Below are 15527 nucleotides of genomic sequence, written 5' to 3'. Positions count from 1 at the left end.
ATAGTAGAAAAATTGATGTCAGAGCGTTTGCGGAAGGATTCGAACCTTCGGTGCGTTGCTGCACACCACCTTAGCAGGGTGGCACCATAGACCACTCGGACACGCAAACGGAAAGTGGATGGGGCAGGACTCGAACCTGCGGTGTTTCTTTGTGACGGATTTACAGTCCGCTGCCCTCGCCACTAGGCATACCCATCCATGGGGTGACCAGGGGGAATCGATCTACGCTCCGCTCCGGTCGGCGCAGAACAGATGTCCCCCGGACATCTTGCGCCCCCATAAGCAGAGCCACAATCTGCCGGACTACCATTGTCCTATAGCCACAATAGCTCCTGTGGGGCTTGAACCCATCATTTCCGGCTTGAGAGGCCGGCGTCCTGACCTTTAGACCAAGGAGCCATAACGATCCCCATGGGACTTGAACCCAATACCTCCGGCTTGAAAGGCCGGTGTCCTGACCTTTAGACCAGGGGACCTTGCCGCAGGCATTTTCAGCCTGCGAATCAACAATGTTCTTTCTTTTCCATATCATGCTCCAATCTGCATCTGGGCCGCTGCATCTATGACCAGAATATCATCCAGTCGTACCTGCAGGACTGCCGCCAACACTACCAGATTATCTATGGTGGGCAGAGCTGCGCCCTGCTGCCACTTGTATATAGCCTGCGGTGTGGCAAAACCAAAAATATCCTGTAAATCCTTTACGGACAATCCTGCCTGCTTCCGCAGCCTGTTGATGTTCTGTCCTGTTCCCGTCATATCTATGGTTGGCAGATTTACCATGCCTTTCACCTCCTGTTATCAAAATTCAATATCCAGGCGGTCATGCTCCATATGGGACTCGGACCCATGGCCACTCGATTAAAAGTCGAGTGCTCTCCCATCTGAGCTAATGGAGCATAAAAAATACCGCCTACCTCATACAAGATAAGCGGTACACAAATCCATGTTCTGCTTCCGGCAGGATCTTTATAATCCTGCCTTCCGGATATCACACAGTTTTTCGCCGTTTCCTTACCTTACATGAGCGCATTTTAACCAGACTCTGTTCTTTTTCTTTACTGAACAGTGCCTCATAATGTTCGCTATGCAGATAATATGCGAAAACATTCGCTGCGAAATTAACTGTTGCCATGATTCTTTCCTTTCTGGACTCATCCGGTCCGCTTTGTTCTAACTGTAATCACTATAACACTAATTCTTGGAATTGTCATTATACCAGTAATATAATTTGTGGGGAGACCTCTATCCAACAAAATCTATCACATGATAAGACAAAAAATATATAATCATATTCCACCAGCTGTTTTAGATTATATAAATTATATGGTAACAATGCCATTAAGCTCTAACAAGTCCAAGCCACTGTTCCACTTCTTTCACAGAGACATCAAGAGTATCTGCAATATCCTCTATGGTATTTCCTTTTTTGTACAATTTCTGAGCTGTCCCAATTTTTGTTTTCTCAGATGCTTCCTTTTCTCTGCTTTCCACATAAGTCTTTAAAATATATTCTTCATTAAACAACGTTATCATAATATCCACAACCTCCTTTTCACGCCCTGACAGATACTCGCTCAGTACATTCTGATCCTTGCAGATGCGGATTGTCTCCAGGACTGCTTCCCTGCTCCTTCCATGCAGTTTCACCTGCTCATTATATATCTTTGTAAAGGTCACATACTGATTGATGATATCTCCCTCTTTTCCATCATAGATCATTTTGACCTTTACATCAAGCACACTGTCATCCCCGCCAAAAAACTCCTTTGACAGATACAGATACTCCGGCCTCGTCTTCCTGTTTCCTGTGTAAATGACGTACACCTCTGGCCTTGGAAGTTCCAGCTTTTTGCTCCCATACACATTCTGTTTGGTACTCTCAAAATACTCCTGATAAGTCTGGGCAAGATATAACAGACAGCGTACCACAATATTGATGCTCCAGTTCGATTGCTGCTCTACCAGAATGACGATTTTTTTCCCGATCTGAAAACCCACATCATTATAATACTGGTCCAACAGTACATTTGTGATCGTCACATTTTTGATGCTGTCTTCCGTTGCTTCATGGTCTTCCGGATGCAGTGCCTGATATAACTGCAATAGATATTTCGGCTCCCGGAAGAGCGAAGTGAACACGCTGTCTTTTGCGGTATATTTTGCCACCTGCTCCGGCTTCTTTTCAGCATCAGATGATATATTTTTTACTTCCTGATCCATTCTATGCAGACACCTCTATCCTATTGTTTCCATTTTTGTCTATCCTATTTGCAGCGCAGTCTTTCTTATTTCCTATCTTACCATAAAAAAGCGAAAATTACAATTTGCTTTCCTGCTGACAGCCGCGGAACTCTCCTAACCCGCTTTTTGCCTTAAAATTCTTTCCCATTTTAATTGGCACACCATCGGCACAACATTGGCACGGTTCTGCTCTTTCCCCGTAAAGGCATCCATGCTATACTTGGTACAGTCAAAAATATGTAAAGCAGCCGTTTTCCATTCCGGGAGACGGCTGTTTTCGTCAGAAAGGCGGTGGTTTTACTTTGTCCCAAACAATGTCCAAAGCAGCCGGCAGGGCGTCCCCTCAGAAGAGCAGGGCCGGCAGGAACCTGGCGGCCATACTGAAAAGTGAGCATGGCGATGTCAACTATTTCAGTACGGTGGTGTTCATCTTCATAGCGGTGCTCCTGCTGGCATTCATCCTGGACCTGTTCAGCATCATTTCCACCAAACAGGAACTGGACCACTGTGCAGACCAGATGGTGAAGCAGATCCAGCTTTCCGGGGGTGTCAATGGAGAGACAGAACAGCTTTTTAACTTCCTCTGCTCCCAGATTGAAGGGGCAGAAAACATTTCCTACTCCATTGACGCCTCCTACAAGTCGCCCACCCCGTCCGGCATGAGCCGGGCCATCCAGCTGGGGACCCCCTTCTACATCACCATCACGGGCAGGGCAAAGCTGGGCGGCTTCTGGAACTTCAACCTGGTGAACATCACGGTTGTTTCCAGGGGCGCCGGCGTCAGCGAGCATTACTGGAAGTGAGGTGGCGTATGAAAAAACCGTACCAACGTATGAAAGGCAGCGCAGGCAGGAATCCCCTCCGGAATGACCGTGGGGATATTTCTATCTTTACCTGTTTTTTTGTGGTAGGGATTGTGATGCTGGTCGCCTTCCTGTTGCTGTATGCCTCCATCCGCATCACCTGCATCAACATCCGCAATGGCGCAAAGATGGAGCTGAACAATTTAAGCGCCAGCATCTATGCGGACACCTACCGTTCCCAGAGGGAGACCAACTTCAGTGAATACTTAAATACCCTCTACTCCAGCGGGGACTATACCGCCATGCTGGAGGACATGGTGACAGACGGGCTCGCCAGCAAGGTCCCCCTTTCCACGGATGACTACCAGGTAAGGGACATCAGCCTCGCGTTCCATGTGACAGGCGACCGGGTGGAGTATGTGTTCACCTGCAATGTCGAGTTCTATATCTACATGTTCGGCCACTCCTACCCTGCCATCACCCGGCCCGTGGAGCTGACCGGTTACCACAACACCAAATTTTAGTCTGCCAAATAACAGGCAGCAGCCAACTATGAAAGGAGCTTACCTCTTATGAAGAAACTGTTTGTATCTAAAAAATTTATCCTCACCACTCTTCTCACGGCCCTTGCCGGATTCTTGACCTTTCGCTTTATCGGATACTATCGGGGAAAAAATGGAAATTTTTGAAATTCATGTTGGGAAAGGCTCCGTTTACTCGTAAGTTTTTTATATAAAGCCAAAAAGGAGATGACTGCTATATGAAAAAATTTTTAAAGTCCAAAGGGTTCCTCGTGACCGTCCTTTCTGTTTCCTGCATCGCCATCCTCGCCGCCTGCTGGCTTGTGGGGCGGGATACAAAGACCGCCTTCCTGCCGGATGGGCAGCCCCCAGATGCCGTCCAGGAGGAATGGAAGGATACCCCGGATGCCACGGAAGGCTCCTGGGAGCATGTAGACAGCAGCATCCAGAACCAGAACAATGCAGCGGACAAGCTGGAAGATTACCCCAAAGTGGCAGAGGAATCAGAGCAGGAAGTTGTAGTTGACTTCGTTCCCACGGAAACAAAGGAGGAAACACCGCCTCCGCCCCCGGAAAGCAAGACTGTCATCACGGACCCTGGTGAGGACCATCCCGTGAACCCGGCCCCGGAAACAGCCCCTTCTTCCACAGATACCGGAAAGGACAGTACGCCTCCTGCCGGCACCACCAATGAAAACGGGGCTGTATACGATCCCGTTTTTGGGTGGGTTGTTCCCGGACAGGTCAACCAGGCCACTGTGGACAGCAGCGGAGATCCTAACAAGATGGTCGGGAACATGGGGAACTGACAGCCCATGCAGGCTCTATCCCCGCATGATACTTACAGGGATTGCCTGAATGAGTTCCCAGCCAGATATCGGCAGCTGCATATACAACTGAATATTGAAACCGGAAAACCGCCTCAGAAATGGCGGTTTTCTTTTTATAGAAAAAGATTGGAGTGTGATATTGTTTGAAACGCTTTTATGCCCTCCTCTGCACCGCCGCCCTCCTGTTCTGCCTGTGTCCTGCACAGGCTTTCGCTTCCGGACAGGGCAACATTGATGGCGGCGGGGGAAACATGAACCAGGGCACCTCCACCAACTTCTGGTCTCCCGGCAACGACGGTGTGCGGGTGACGGTGGTGGATGCCCAGTCCGGCTCCGCCGTGAGCACGCCCGTGGATTTCTCCAACCGAAGCCAGGCAGCCACGATGCTCCATTTTGGCAAAGTGAACAAGATCCAGTACCGGGACGGGGTTTCGCTCTCCCTGCAGTCCGGCGTCCCTTACAACTGCCTGCAGCCGGCCTATTCCATGCCGGCCATCATCAACAGCAACAGCCGGCCCGCCTCCATCGAAGCCATCAAACGCTATTTCTGTTCGGAATACGCCTGCATGATGGTAGCCGATGCCACAGGGGTAAATTACGAGAGCATGCTCTCAGGGCAGTACAAGATCCTGCTGGAGCCCATTGCCTATGTGACCTTCAACGGCACAAAATACGCTTTTACGGCAACGGAAGCCGCCCTCTACGACCAGCTTTCCGGAGGGTCCCTGCGGAGTAAGCTGCCCTCGGTGGCTTTCCAGAACCTCCCCCTCTCCCTGTTCCTGGAGTACAGCGACCTGGGCTTTCCCGCCTGGACCGGCGGCAGACGCGGGATACAGTCCAACGGGGATATCATCAGCGCCCTTGGGATCGGCATTGTCTGGTTTGAAGAGACCGAAGAACCGGGCGGGGAGATCGAGGCGCCGGACGTGGAATACCGGGTGGATACGGATGTGATCACTGCCATCCGTCTGCGGACAGGCGGGCGCCTTACCCCGGACAACCCGGCAACGGTCACGTTCCATATCATGGGCAGGAGCTACACCGTCCGGAACATTGTCATACCAGCCAATGACTCCCAGCTGGTGTGGGTGAAATGGCATACGCCCGATACGCCCCAGACCATCACAATCACGGTGTCATTGAGCAGGGGCTTCACCGCCCAGGATACCTTTGTGGCGAAGATCGTGGACCTGAACGAAAAGATACCGCCCGATCCCCTGGCAACGGACGTGAACCCCGGCTATTCCGTTCCCGCACTCCCCTCCAATCCGCAGAAGCTCAGTGCGAACTGGGGTGTGTGGAGCTGTTACTGGGTCCCGGACTGGCAATGGTGCAGCCACGGGGAAGATGACGGCCACTGGGTAGACCGGGGAGACTGGGAGTATGACTATACCGGCTATTCGGCCTCCATCAGCGGGACTATGACCCTGATGCCGGATGATATCGTCCCCACCGCCAACGGGAAGGACATGAAGAGCGGCTACGGCGTGAAAACGGAAGTGCGGGCCGTGTTATCCACAAACTCACCGGACGGGCACCACAGCAACCCGCAGACTGCTTTTTCCGTATTCCCGGAATTCCAGTACAGGACTTACCTGCGGCTTTTGCAGCGCGTCTCCAGCGGGCGCAGCGCAAGGTTCACCTTCCAGCCCAATGAGTTCTCCACCTACGGGCGCACCGTGCATTTCACGCCTGTATGGTTCCCGGACAGCACCAGCTATGTGGTGTATACCCAGGTATGGGACGCATGGACGCCGGACGGGATGCTCTCGGTCAACCTGGATGACTACATCACCATCCACCAGAGCGTGTTTGATGACTGGTATACCAACCGTGAATAGCGGCCCTATTTTCCTTTATGAACTGATGGCCTTTGCGTGCATCGCTGGATTTGCCGCATATGACCTGAAAAAGAGGCGGGTGCCCGGCCGGGCGCTCCTGCTCTTCCTCCCCTTTGCGCTTGCGGCGCCCCTGGTACGTGCAGGGCTTTTCGGAACCGCCCTCCTGCCGCTTTTATTCCTTTTCTCTTTTACCGGGGCAGCAGCCGGCTTCCTGGTCCTGCTGGCCGCCGCACTGGTGTCAGAAGAAGGCGCCGGGATCGGGGGCGGGGATATCAAGCTGGCCGGGGTTATGGGCCTTATCTACGGCCCCTCCCGTATGCTGGCCGTCCTGCTCATTGCCTCCGGCCTTGCGGCCTGTGTTTCCCTGGCAGCAGGGCGGAAAAAGGGGATGCTTTCCCTTCCCTTTGTGCCGTTCCTGATGGCCGGGAGCCTGGCCGTTACCATAACTGCAATCCTATAACCGCATCTTCCAAAATAATTGCGCTGCGTATCGTAGAAGCGCATAAGGCCAGCACCTGTTTTATCTGACAGGGCTGACAGACAGATGCCACACTTTATATGACAGGAGTGAGAACATGAAACTGAATAACCGCTTTATCTTCGGCCTGCTCAGCATCCTGCTGGCAGCCGTTATCGCCTTTGTCGCCCTGCCCACCATTGCGAAGCAGACCAACGGCAAGACAGAGATCGTCCGGGTCACAAAACCCGTGCTGAAAGGGGAACAGCTCTCGGCAGACAATACGGAGACCGTGGAGGTAGGGAGCTACAACCTTCCCCCCAATATCGCCCACTCCCTTGAAGATGTGAAAGGGCTCTATGCCACGGCGGACTTATCCCAGGGGGATTATATCCTGGCCTCCAAGACCAGCACCGTCCCGGTATCCTCGGACGTGGCCTTAAACAGCATCCCCTCCGGGAAGGTGGCCATCTCCCTGACTGTGAAAACGCTGGCTTCCGGCCTGTCCGACAAGCTGCAGCCGAATGACATCATCCGGGTATACCATTTCCTGGATGCGGCGGAGGAAGTCCCGGAGCTGCGTTTCGTCCGGGTGCTTTCCGTCACGGATGCCAAAGGCGTCAACGTGGACAACACAAAGGAGCCGGTGGAGGATGAGGAAAAACAGCAGTCCGCCACCATCACGGTACTTGCCAGCCCGGAACAGGCACGGGTAATCACCTCCCTGGAAAATGACGGGGTGGCCCATGTAGCCCTGATCTCCCGTAACAATGAAAAGCTGGCAGAGGAACTCCTGGCAGAGCAGGATGTGATCCTGCAGGAGATCTACTTCCCGGATCCTTCCGATGAAGAAACAGGGGAAATGGCCGGGGACGGGGAAGCAGAAAATCCGGAATCGGACGCTGCGGGAGAAACCGGGGAAGAACCTGCCTCTGGGGAACAAAAAGAATCGGGAAAAGAATCCGGAACCAGTGGGGAAAGCTCCCCTGATAAAGAAGGAGACAAGGAAGAAAACAAGACCTGACCGCAGGCAGAAAGGAGGAATGGTTTCCATGTCCAAAACAATCACGGTCTGGGGCAGCCCCGGCAGCGGCAAATCCATGTTCTGCTGCATCCTTGCCAAAGCGCTGACCCGTGACAAACGAAAAGCCATCATCATCAGCGGGGAGCCCGGCATCCCCATGCTCCCGGTATGGCTCCCGGAACAGATCACCACCACAGCCGTCTCCATCGGCCAGGTCCTGACCAGCGTGGAGATCGACACATCCCAGGTGGCCAGCCATGTGACGGTTCTGAAGAACTACCCCTATATCGGCCTTATGGGATACTGCGCCGGGGAGAACCCGTTAAGCTATCCGGAAACGGACTACCAGATGGCCCTGCAGCTCATATCCTCGGCAAAGAAACTGGTGGATTACGTCATCCTGGACTGCGGCTCCGCCATGACCAACGTGTTCACGCCTGCCGCCATCGAATCCGGCGACCTGGTGCTCCGTATCGTGACCCCGGACCTGAAAGGCATCAATTACCTGAAAGCCCACCAGCCCCTGCTGGTGGACGGGCGCTTCCACTACCATGAACACATGACCTTTGCGGGAATGGCACGCCCTTTCCACGCCTTTGAAGAGATGGGGTACATCATCGGCGGCTTTGACGGCCTCCTGCCCTACGGGAAGGAGATCGACCGCTGCGCCACCGAAGGGGGCATGTTCCAGGCCATCAAATACTGCAACTCCAAATATACCGCCTCCTTAAATAAGATCCTGGAAGCCCTGGAACAGATGGAGCTTGCCGAGCGGCAGGAAGAGGATGCCTATGAAGCGGGATACGAAGACGGGGAGTACCCAGAGGAGGAATATGAACAGGCGCCGGACGAAGAGGGTGGATACGAATACGGATACAGGGAGGCAGACAGCGATGAATAACTTAAATGATATTTTCTTTGCCCCCACGGAGAACAGCGACCTGACCTATGAGCAGGTGCTGGAGGATGTGCAGCGCTATTTTTCCGAAAACCACGCCTCCACCATAGCCGGCGCCGGGGAAAATGATTCGGAACGCGCTGTCACTGTGTTAAAAGAGCTGATGGTGCAGTACCTGGTGAAACGCAAGTACACCATCAAGGGGTTTACCACCGAGCAGCTGTGCGCCAGGCTTTATGAGGATATGGCCGGCTACTCCTTCTTAAAGAAATGGATCTACCAGCCGGGTGTGGAGGAGGTGAACATCAACGCCTACAACGATATCGAGGTCATCATGAACAGCGGGCGCAGCATCAAGATCCCGGACCGGTTTTCCTCCCCCCAGCACGCCATTGACGTGGTGCGGCGGATGCTGAACGCCTGCGGCATGGTCATTGACGACACCATGCCCTCGGTCATCGGCTTCCTGGACAAGAACATTCGTATCTCTGTGGATAAGACGCCCATCGTGGATTCGGAAGTGGGAATCAATGCCTCCATCCGTATCGTCAACCAGAATACGGTGTCCGAGGAAAAGCTCCTGGATTCCGGGAGTGCCACGCCGGAGATGCTCCACTTCCTGACCGCCTGCATCCGCTACGGGGTTTCCGTGTGCATTGCCGGCTCCACCGGTTCCGGGAAGACTACCATCATGGCATGGCTCCTATCCAACGTGCCCAACAACCGCCGCCTCATCACCATAGAGGAAGGCAGCCGGGAGTTTGACTTGGTGAAACGGGATGAAGACGGGAATATTTTAAATTCCGTGGTCCACCTGCTCACAAGGCCCCACGAAAACCCGTCCATGAACATCAACCAGGACTTCCTCCTGGAGCGTGTGCTGCGGAAACACCCGGACGTGATCGGCGTGGGCGAGATGCGGTCAGCGGCAGAGAGCCTGTCGGCGGCGGAAAGCTCCCGTACCGGCCACACGGTCTGCACCACCATCCACTCCAATTCCTGCGAGAGCACCTACCGGCGTATGATGACCCTTGCCAAGCGGAAGTACAGCATGGACGATTCCATCCTGATGCAGATCATGGTGGAGGCATACCCTGTGGTGGTGTTCACCAAACAGCTGGAAGACCGTTCCCGGAAGATCATGGAGATCATTGAAGGGGAGGACTACCTGGACGGGAAGCTGATGTACCGTTCCCTTTATAAATATGAAGTAGTGGACAACGTGACTGATGAACACGGGGCCGCCCATGTGGTAGGACGCCACCGCAAGATGGAGGCCATGTCCGGGACACTGGAAAAACGGCTGCTGGACAACGGCATCTCCCACAAAGAGCTTCAGGAATTTTTAGGCAGCGCCCCTCCCCGTAAAGGGGCCCCCGCAAAACAGCCGCCAGGAAAGGAGGTGTGAGCATTGCACTGGATCTATCTTATCTGTTTTACCCTGCTGAGCGCCGGCCTTCTGGCCCTCTTTCAGGTGCGCCCGCGGGATTTCACGGACGTTATCTTCAACACCGGGAGAAAGACCGCCACCCTGTCGGATGAGCTGAACGTGCTCATGGGGACGCCGGCCAGGGGATTTTTCAACCAGGACTATGAGATCAAGCAGATCTTAAAGGATACCGGGCGGGCCGACCGTTATGAGGCAGTCACCCGGCTGACCCTGATCCTTTTTGCGGTAGGGGCGGTGCTGGCGCTGCTGATAGGCAACGTGTACCTGGTCCCCATTTTAGGCCTGGGCTTTTCCCTGGTGCCCATATGGTATCTGCGCAGCACGGCAGCCAGCTATAAGAAACATCTCAACGAGGAGCTGGAGACCGCCATCTCCATCGTCACCACTTCCTACCTGCGGACGGAGGACCTGCTGCGCTCTGTAAGGGAGAACCTGCCTTATATCAATGAGCCGATAAAGGCAAACTTTGAGGCATTCGTATATGAGAGTGAGCTGATCAACGCCAACATGACCAGCGCCATCAACTCATTAAAGATGAAGATACCCAACCGGGTGTTCCATGAGTGGGCCAATATCCTGATCCAGTGCCAGTCAGACCGTTCCATGAAGAATACGCTGCCCACCATTGTGCAGAAATTTTCCGATGTGCGCGTGGTGCAGTCGGAACTGGAGGCCATGATGCAGGGCCCCCGGCGTGAAGCCATTACCATGATGTTCCTGGTGATCGCCAACGTGCCCCTGCTGTATTTCCTGAACAAAGACTGGTTCCATACCCTGATCTACACCACGCCGGGAAAGATTGCCCTGGCCATATGCGCGGCCATCATCCTGTTCGCCTTCACGCAGATCATGAAGCTGAGCAAACCCATTGAATACGGAGGTGACGGAACATGACCCTGTTAACACTGATCGCCATTATCCTGTTCGGTTTTGCCACCTATAACCTGTCCACGGCCTTTGCGGACATCCCTACCAGGAGGACATCCAAAATGATGATGCTGGCAAAGAAACAAAAGGGCGCTAAAAACGAACAGCTCCTGGATGTGTATATCACCAAAATCGCAAAGCTGTTTGCCCCTTACCTGCGCCTGGACCGGCTGAAGCGGAACAAGCTGCAGGCGGCCCTTGCCATCGCCGGGCTGGAACTGACACCGGAAGTATACACGGCAAGGGCCTGGGTAACTGCCGGGGCCGTAGGGCTTTGCGCCCTCCCCATGGCGTTCCTGATGCCGCTGTTTGTGCCGGTCCTGATCGGGACTGCCGTGGCGCTCTGGTTCTCCACCTACTATGCGGCTTTCGATTTTGTAAAAAAGAGGCGCAGGCTCATAGAAGCGGAGATCCCCCGCTTTGCCCTGACCATCGGGCAGAACCTGGAAAATGACCGGGATGTGCTGAAGATACTCACCTCTTACCGCAGAGTGGCAGGCCGGGACTTCGGGGCGGAGCTGGACCAGACCATTGCGGACATGAAGACCGGCAACTATGAAAACGCCCTGATCCGCTTTGAAACCCGTATCGGGAGTCCCATGCTCTCGGATGTGGTGCGGGGCCTGGTAGGTGTCCTGCGCGGGGATGACCAGCGGATGTACTTTAAGATGATCTGCTTTGACATGCGGCAGATCGAGCAGAACAACCTGAAAAAAGAAGCTGCCAAACGGCCGAAAAAGATCCAGCGTTATTCCATGATGATGCTGATCTGCATCATGATTATTTATCTGGTCGTCCTTTGCACGGAGGTTTTAAGTTCCCTTGGCGCTTTCTTTGGATAAGGGCAGGGCAGCCTTTTGCCACAAGCCCATTACACAGCAAATTTAAGGGGGTGGTAGCTTGTATCCCAGCGGCTTTTCTTAAATCCATACAACTTATTTAACAACCGATTACGATTCGTCCTGCTCCGGCAGGTGCGATTACAGACAGGAGCTGCCATGAAAAAACACAGAAAACATGCCATGTCCCCGCTGACAGCAACAGACAGGCACCGGTTCCGGAACCAGCTTTTTCAGAAGCCTGCTTCCTATCCGGACAGGCCCATGCGCAGAAATGCCAGCCGGAAAAAGCTTATCCGATGCCCTTAAACCTGATACATACAGCAATACCAAATCATCCATATTTTAACAGGAGGTTTTCTATGAGAAAAATCAAAAATTGTATCTGTAGCAAAGCAAACCATTTCCTCAACCGTGCCCGGATGGCAGTCTCCAACCAGCGTGGGGATTTCTATATCTCGGATGCTGTGAAGATCATCATTGCCGTTGTGCTGGGTGCCCTGCTGCTGGCAGCCCTGACGCTGATCTTCAATGATACGGTCATCCCCAGGATCACGCGGGAGATCGAAGGGCTGTTCGGTTAATACAACGGAATAAAAGTTTTAGGGCCAGACCGCAGAAATATGCGGCTGGCCCTCCTTTTTTATTTGTATAAGAAACTTTCTGGAGAAATCATTGAAGTTTATAAAAATTTTAGAAATTTCCGGCTCAAATTGACCATTTCAGGATTGAGAAAAGAGCATAAGAGAGGTGAAAGAAATTGAATCAACAACATTGTAATATTTATCCCTTTTTAAAAGCAGTACGCGGATGCTGGCATAACGCCCTGTTTATCAAGTGCGAGCATACAGTCTGTCCCCACGGCCAATCCCCGCCCTGCGGCGGATTCCTAATGGCTGTGGATGCGGACGGCTCTCCCATCCTTATGCCTGCAAAAGTCTTAAAGCAGATATCCGGGGAGTCCATCGAACCGGAAGAATGCCGGGCTGTCTTGGGAAAGCAGACCTTTGAAACCGTATACGGCCTGTATATTGAGTGGCACACCATATCTTCCACAGACTGCCCACTGCTGGAACTCTGCCAGACTTCCCATCAATGCCGCTGCCTTTAAAATACGGGAGACAAGCAAAACTGCCATGGATGGCAGGAACGGAGTTGACCAATGAAAACCATGAAAAAATATAACCTGAAATGCCCTTATTGCGGCGCCCCGGCCATCTGCCGGCCTGCCAGTTCCGTCTATGGGGCGAATACCATTGACCGGGGGAGCTATCTGTATGTCTGCTCCCGCTGGCCTGCCTGTGACTCCTATGTGAGCGCCCATAAGAAAAACCGGAAACCTATGGGGACTATGGCAAACCGCAGCCTGCGCCAGAAACGCATCCTGGCGCACCAGGCTTTAAAACGGCTGCAGAAAGAACGGCATATGGACAAATGGGCCGTTTATGTATGGCTCCAGACAAAGCTGGGCCTTGATGAAAGCCAGGCCCATATCGGTATGTTTTCAGAACAGATGTGTGAGAAGGTTATTTCCCTGTGCCGTCCACCTGTAAAGCCTGACGGCATGGCAGCCTGAAAAGAGGTGAGCATTTATGAAACGGGATATCCCCCTGACCGAAGAACAGCAAATGCTGGTGAAAACTCATTTATATATTGTAACCTTGGTTATCACAGAAAGTATCCATGTAAATAAAAATATCTATGGATTTGAATATGAAGATTTATATCAGGAGGGCTGCATCTGGCTGTGTCATGCGGCTGCCACCTACAATTCTTCTTGTATATTGTTTTCTACCTATTCCAAACGGGTAGTGCGCAATGGCCTGCTTTCCTATTGCAGATTGATGTGTGCCCGGCAGCGTCATTTCAGTCCTTTAGTCATTGATGAATATGGAGATTTGGCCGTTGATGGTGCTCTGCTTCAGCAGACTGATAACTTTAATGCCCGCATAAGCGTTATAGAAACTTTGGATCTCCTCACGTCTGTTGAAAAAAACTACCAAGGCGTTGCCAGACTCGGAATCAAAGCTCTTAAGTTAAAAATTGGTGGCATGAGTACTTTTGATATTGCTCAATTATATGACGTACCATCATCCCATGTGAGCGCATGGATTTCCCGAGCCGCCTGCAAACTTAGAAATAACCGTAAATTTTTATCCAGTATTTTATAAGCATCGTAATAAATGATTCGATCTATGTCTGATAAGCAAAAGGAGGACTTCTCATGACATTAAAAACACTTTATACTGCTGCTGGCCGCTTTGAGCGCAGGACAAACGGATGCCGGCGCTACTGCCCCGTTATTGTCCTTGGGGGAAAAGAATATATGGTCGATATGCAGGAAATGGTCATCTGGAGCTGCCTGAACTGGCGGATTGCCCGTATGGAGGAAATCGGGCGGCTCTATACGGCGACTTTACCGGTACAGAAAGATATCGTAGGCCGTTCCTGGAAGGACTGCGTGGAACGGCTCCTGACAAGGGGCCTGCTGGTCTGCGGGAAAGGGGAAACGGAATATGACGCCCTTTATGACCTGCTCTCCTCCATGTACATCATTCCCACAGACGGTTCTGCCCTGCTCAGGATGCTGTCTTTCCTGAAACTGACTCTTGTAAACCATGTGCCCTTTTCCTCTGCCAGAAAGCTCTTCCGTCGTGACCAGCGTACCGAAAACGAGAAACAGGTCATGGCCCTTGCGAGGCAGGCCCTACTCTCCACTGCAGAACTGATCCGGTGCATGGAAAAGGATATCCGCTCCCTCCCTACGGAGGAAAGCATCCTGGAAGGGCTCTATGACGATGCGGACACCACCAGCGACAACATCAGCTGCATGATGCGGCTCTCCTCCGAAAGCCAGGCGGTCACGCTGGCGGTCGCGAACCTGTACCTGCGCCAGCAGATTATTTTTGAAAGGATATGACATCTTATGGAACAATGGTTGAACGCCCCTTTTACCCTCCGGCTGAAAGTTTTTCTGATCCTGTTCATGGGGATCGGCAGCCTTTTCATCGCCGCTATCGTATTTTTCCTCTCCCATGACCGGCTTTTGCTGATTTTAAGCGGCATCATCTTCGGCGGCTGCCTGTTCCGCAGCGCCGGGCTTCTGGTCGTGATCCTGCGCGGGGATTATGAAACCATCACGGGAGTCTGCACTGCCGTTACATCCCTGCCTTTACGCAGGTATCGCAAAATAGAGCTTACGGACCGTCAGGGAGCCGCCATTATCCTGCTTTTGGGGAAACAGGTAAAAATAAAGACGGGCGGGTGTTACTGCTTTTATTTCCGGAGAGCCTCCCGCCCATCCCTGGGTAGCGAATATCTGGACGCTTCCCTCTCCACGGACCTGTTTTTAGGCTACGATTCCAGCCTGCCGGGAAATCTGCCTGAAATAAATAATCAGGATACTACAGAATAAAAGCAGTTTGATCCCTATTTATACATAGGAAGCCCTGTGCACAATCTCCGGGGCTTCCGGCTACAAGATATTGTATTTTGCCACTCCAAATATCTATATATAGTATTTATGAACTTGACAGCCACCAGATATAGTGTTATACTTACCTTGTAATTGATTTTTGTGCGTATCCTTGTAGGATTGCAGGCAGGCTTGTCTGTACGGCGATGAAGAAATCGCATTGCACACGCTGTTAAGTTTGTATATAAGTGTCAGTGGTATTACTGCGCCCATCCGGG

Annotated in this window: 18 protein-coding genes and 6 tRNA genes; 16 read left to right on the top strand and 8 right to left on the bottom strand. The window is 52.5% G+C overall.

The window, feature by feature from the left end:
* Positions 1-24: 24 nt before the first annotated feature.
* The 8 genes from NFS31_RS11775 to NFS31_RS11740 all read right to left on the bottom strand — a co-directional run bounded on the left by NFS31_RS11775 (position 25) and on the right by NFS31_RS11740 (position 2223).
* Positions 25-109: transfer RNA gene (locus NFS31_RS11775), tRNA-Ser, on the bottom strand.
* A 6-nt stretch (positions 110-115) separates the two neighbouring features.
* Positions 116-198 (bottom strand) — tRNA-Tyr (locus NFS31_RS11770).
* A 1-nt stretch (position 199) separates the two neighbouring features.
* A tRNA-His gene (locus NFS31_RS11765) sits at positions 200-324 on the bottom strand.
* A gap of 2 nt (positions 325-326) precedes the next feature.
* Positions 327-399, bottom strand: a tRNA-Glu gene (locus NFS31_RS11760).
* A 4-nt stretch (positions 400-403) separates the two neighbouring features.
* A tRNA-Glu gene (locus NFS31_RS11755) sits at positions 404-476 on the bottom strand.
* 52 nt (positions 477-528) lie between these two features.
* On the bottom strand, positions 529-783 hold the full coding sequence (locus tag NFS31_RS11750; protein WP_120423387.1) for a helix-turn-helix domain-containing protein: 255 nt from the start codon (positions 781-783) through the stop codon (positions 529-531).
* Positions 784-826: 43 nt separating this feature from the next.
* Positions 827-899: transfer RNA gene (locus NFS31_RS11745), tRNA-Lys, on the bottom strand.
* Positions 900-1341: 442 nt separating this feature from the next.
* On the bottom strand, positions 1342-2223 hold the full coding sequence (locus NFS31_RS11740; protein WP_251495171.1) for a hypothetical protein: 882 nt from the start codon (positions 2221-2223) through the stop codon (positions 1342-1344).
* A 323-nt stretch (positions 2224-2546) separates the two neighbouring features.
* Between NFS31_RS11740 and NFS31_RS11735 the strand changes: the two genes are divergently transcribed.
* The 16 genes from NFS31_RS11735 to NFS31_RS11660 all read left to right on the top strand — a co-directional run bounded on the left by NFS31_RS11735 (position 2547) and on the right by NFS31_RS11660 (position 15249).
* Positions 2547-3047 carry a DUF4320 family protein gene (locus NFS31_RS11735; protein WP_251495168.1) on the top strand — a complete coding sequence of 167 codons (501 nt, stop codon included), beginning with the start codon at positions 2547-2549 and terminating at the stop codon, positions 3045-3047.
* Between the two features lie 8 nt (positions 3048-3055).
* Entirely contained in the window at positions 3056-3571 is a 516-nt protein-coding gene (locus NFS31_RS11730) for a hypothetical protein (protein ID WP_251495166.1), read from the top strand.
* Positions 3572-3807: 236 nt separating this feature from the next.
* A complete protein-coding gene (locus NFS31_RS11725) occupies positions 3808-4377 on the top strand; it encodes a DUF6550 family protein (protein ID WP_251495163.1) in 570 nt (189 codons plus the stop codon).
* Between the two features lie 164 nt (positions 4378-4541).
* Complete coding sequence (locus tag NFS31_RS11720; protein WP_331482598.1) at positions 4542-6239, top strand: DUF8193 domain-containing protein; 1698 nt, start codon at positions 4542-4544, stop codon at positions 6237-6239.
* On the top strand, positions 6214-6699 hold the full coding sequence (locus NFS31_RS11715) for a prepilin peptidase (protein WP_251495159.1): 486 nt from the start codon (positions 6214-6216) through the stop codon (positions 6697-6699). Before NFS31_RS11720 ends, NFS31_RS11715 begins: the two co-directional genes overlap by 26 nt.
* Positions 6700-6814: 115 nt before the next feature.
* A complete protein-coding gene (gene cpaB, locus NFS31_RS11710) occupies positions 6815-7720 on the top strand; it encodes a Flp pilus assembly protein CpaB (protein ID WP_251495156.1) in 906 nt (301 codons plus the stop codon).
* Positions 7721-7748: 28 nt separating this feature from the next.
* Positions 7749-8621, top strand: a complete 873-nt coding sequence (locus NFS31_RS11705; RefSeq protein ID WP_251495153.1) for a hypothetical protein — start codon at positions 7749-7751, stop codon at positions 8619-8621.
* Entirely contained in the window at positions 8554-10026 is a 1473-nt protein-coding gene (locus NFS31_RS11700) for a CpaF/VirB11 family protein (protein WP_331482597.1), read from the top strand. The genes NFS31_RS11705 and NFS31_RS11700 overlap by 68 nt, the downstream gene beginning before the upstream one ends.
* Before the next feature lie 3 nt (positions 10027-10029).
* The gene (locus NFS31_RS11695) at positions 10030-10962 is read left to right on the top strand and encodes a type II secretion system F family protein (RefSeq protein WP_103242139.1); all 933 of its coding nucleotides are present in this window, start codon (positions 10030-10032) and stop codon (positions 10960-10962) included.
* The gene (locus NFS31_RS11690) at positions 10959-11837 is read left to right on the top strand and encodes a hypothetical protein (RefSeq protein WP_251495150.1); all 879 of its coding nucleotides are present in this window, start codon (positions 10959-10961) and stop codon (positions 11835-11837) included. The genes NFS31_RS11695 and NFS31_RS11690 overlap by 4 nt, the downstream gene beginning before the upstream one ends.
* 359 nt (positions 11838-12196) lie before the next feature.
* Positions 12197-12418: a DUF6133 family protein gene (locus tag NFS31_RS11685; RefSeq protein WP_251495147.1), complete on the top strand. Its 222-nt coding sequence runs from the start codon at positions 12197-12199 to the stop codon at positions 12416-12418.
* A gap of 308 nt (positions 12419-12726) precedes the next feature.
* Positions 12727-12945: a hypothetical protein gene (locus NFS31_RS11680; RefSeq protein ID WP_251495144.1), complete on the top strand. Its 219-nt coding sequence runs from the start codon at positions 12727-12729 to the stop codon at positions 12943-12945.
* Between the two features lie 51 nt (positions 12946-12996).
* On the top strand, positions 12997-13410 hold the full coding sequence (locus tag NFS31_RS11675; RefSeq protein WP_251495141.1) for a zinc-finger-containing protein: 414 nt from the start codon (positions 12997-12999) through the stop codon (positions 13408-13410).
* Positions 13411-13426: 16 nt separating this feature from the next.
* Positions 13427-14005, top strand: coding sequence for a sigma-70 family RNA polymerase sigma factor (locus NFS31_RS11670; RefSeq protein ID WP_251495139.1), 579 nt, complete (start codon positions 13427-13429; stop codon positions 14003-14005).
* 53 nt (positions 14006-14058) lie between these two features.
* Positions 14059-14754 (top strand): hypothetical protein, encoded by a 696-nt coding sequence (locus NFS31_RS11665; protein WP_251495137.1) that lies wholly within the window; start codon positions 14059-14061, stop codon positions 14752-14754.
* A 6-nt stretch (positions 14755-14760) separates the two neighbouring features.
* Entirely contained in the window at positions 14761-15249 is a 489-nt protein-coding gene (locus NFS31_RS11660; RefSeq protein ID WP_251495136.1) for a hypothetical protein, read from the top strand.
* Positions 15250-15527: the final 278 nt, after the last annotated feature.

The organism is Otoolea muris (assembly GCF_943193115.1).
In the GTDB taxonomy this organism is placed as follows: Bacteria; Bacillota; Clostridia; order Lachnospirales; family Lachnospiraceae; genus Otoolea; species Otoolea muris.
This window is presented reverse-complemented; position numbering and strand designations above follow the sequence as displayed.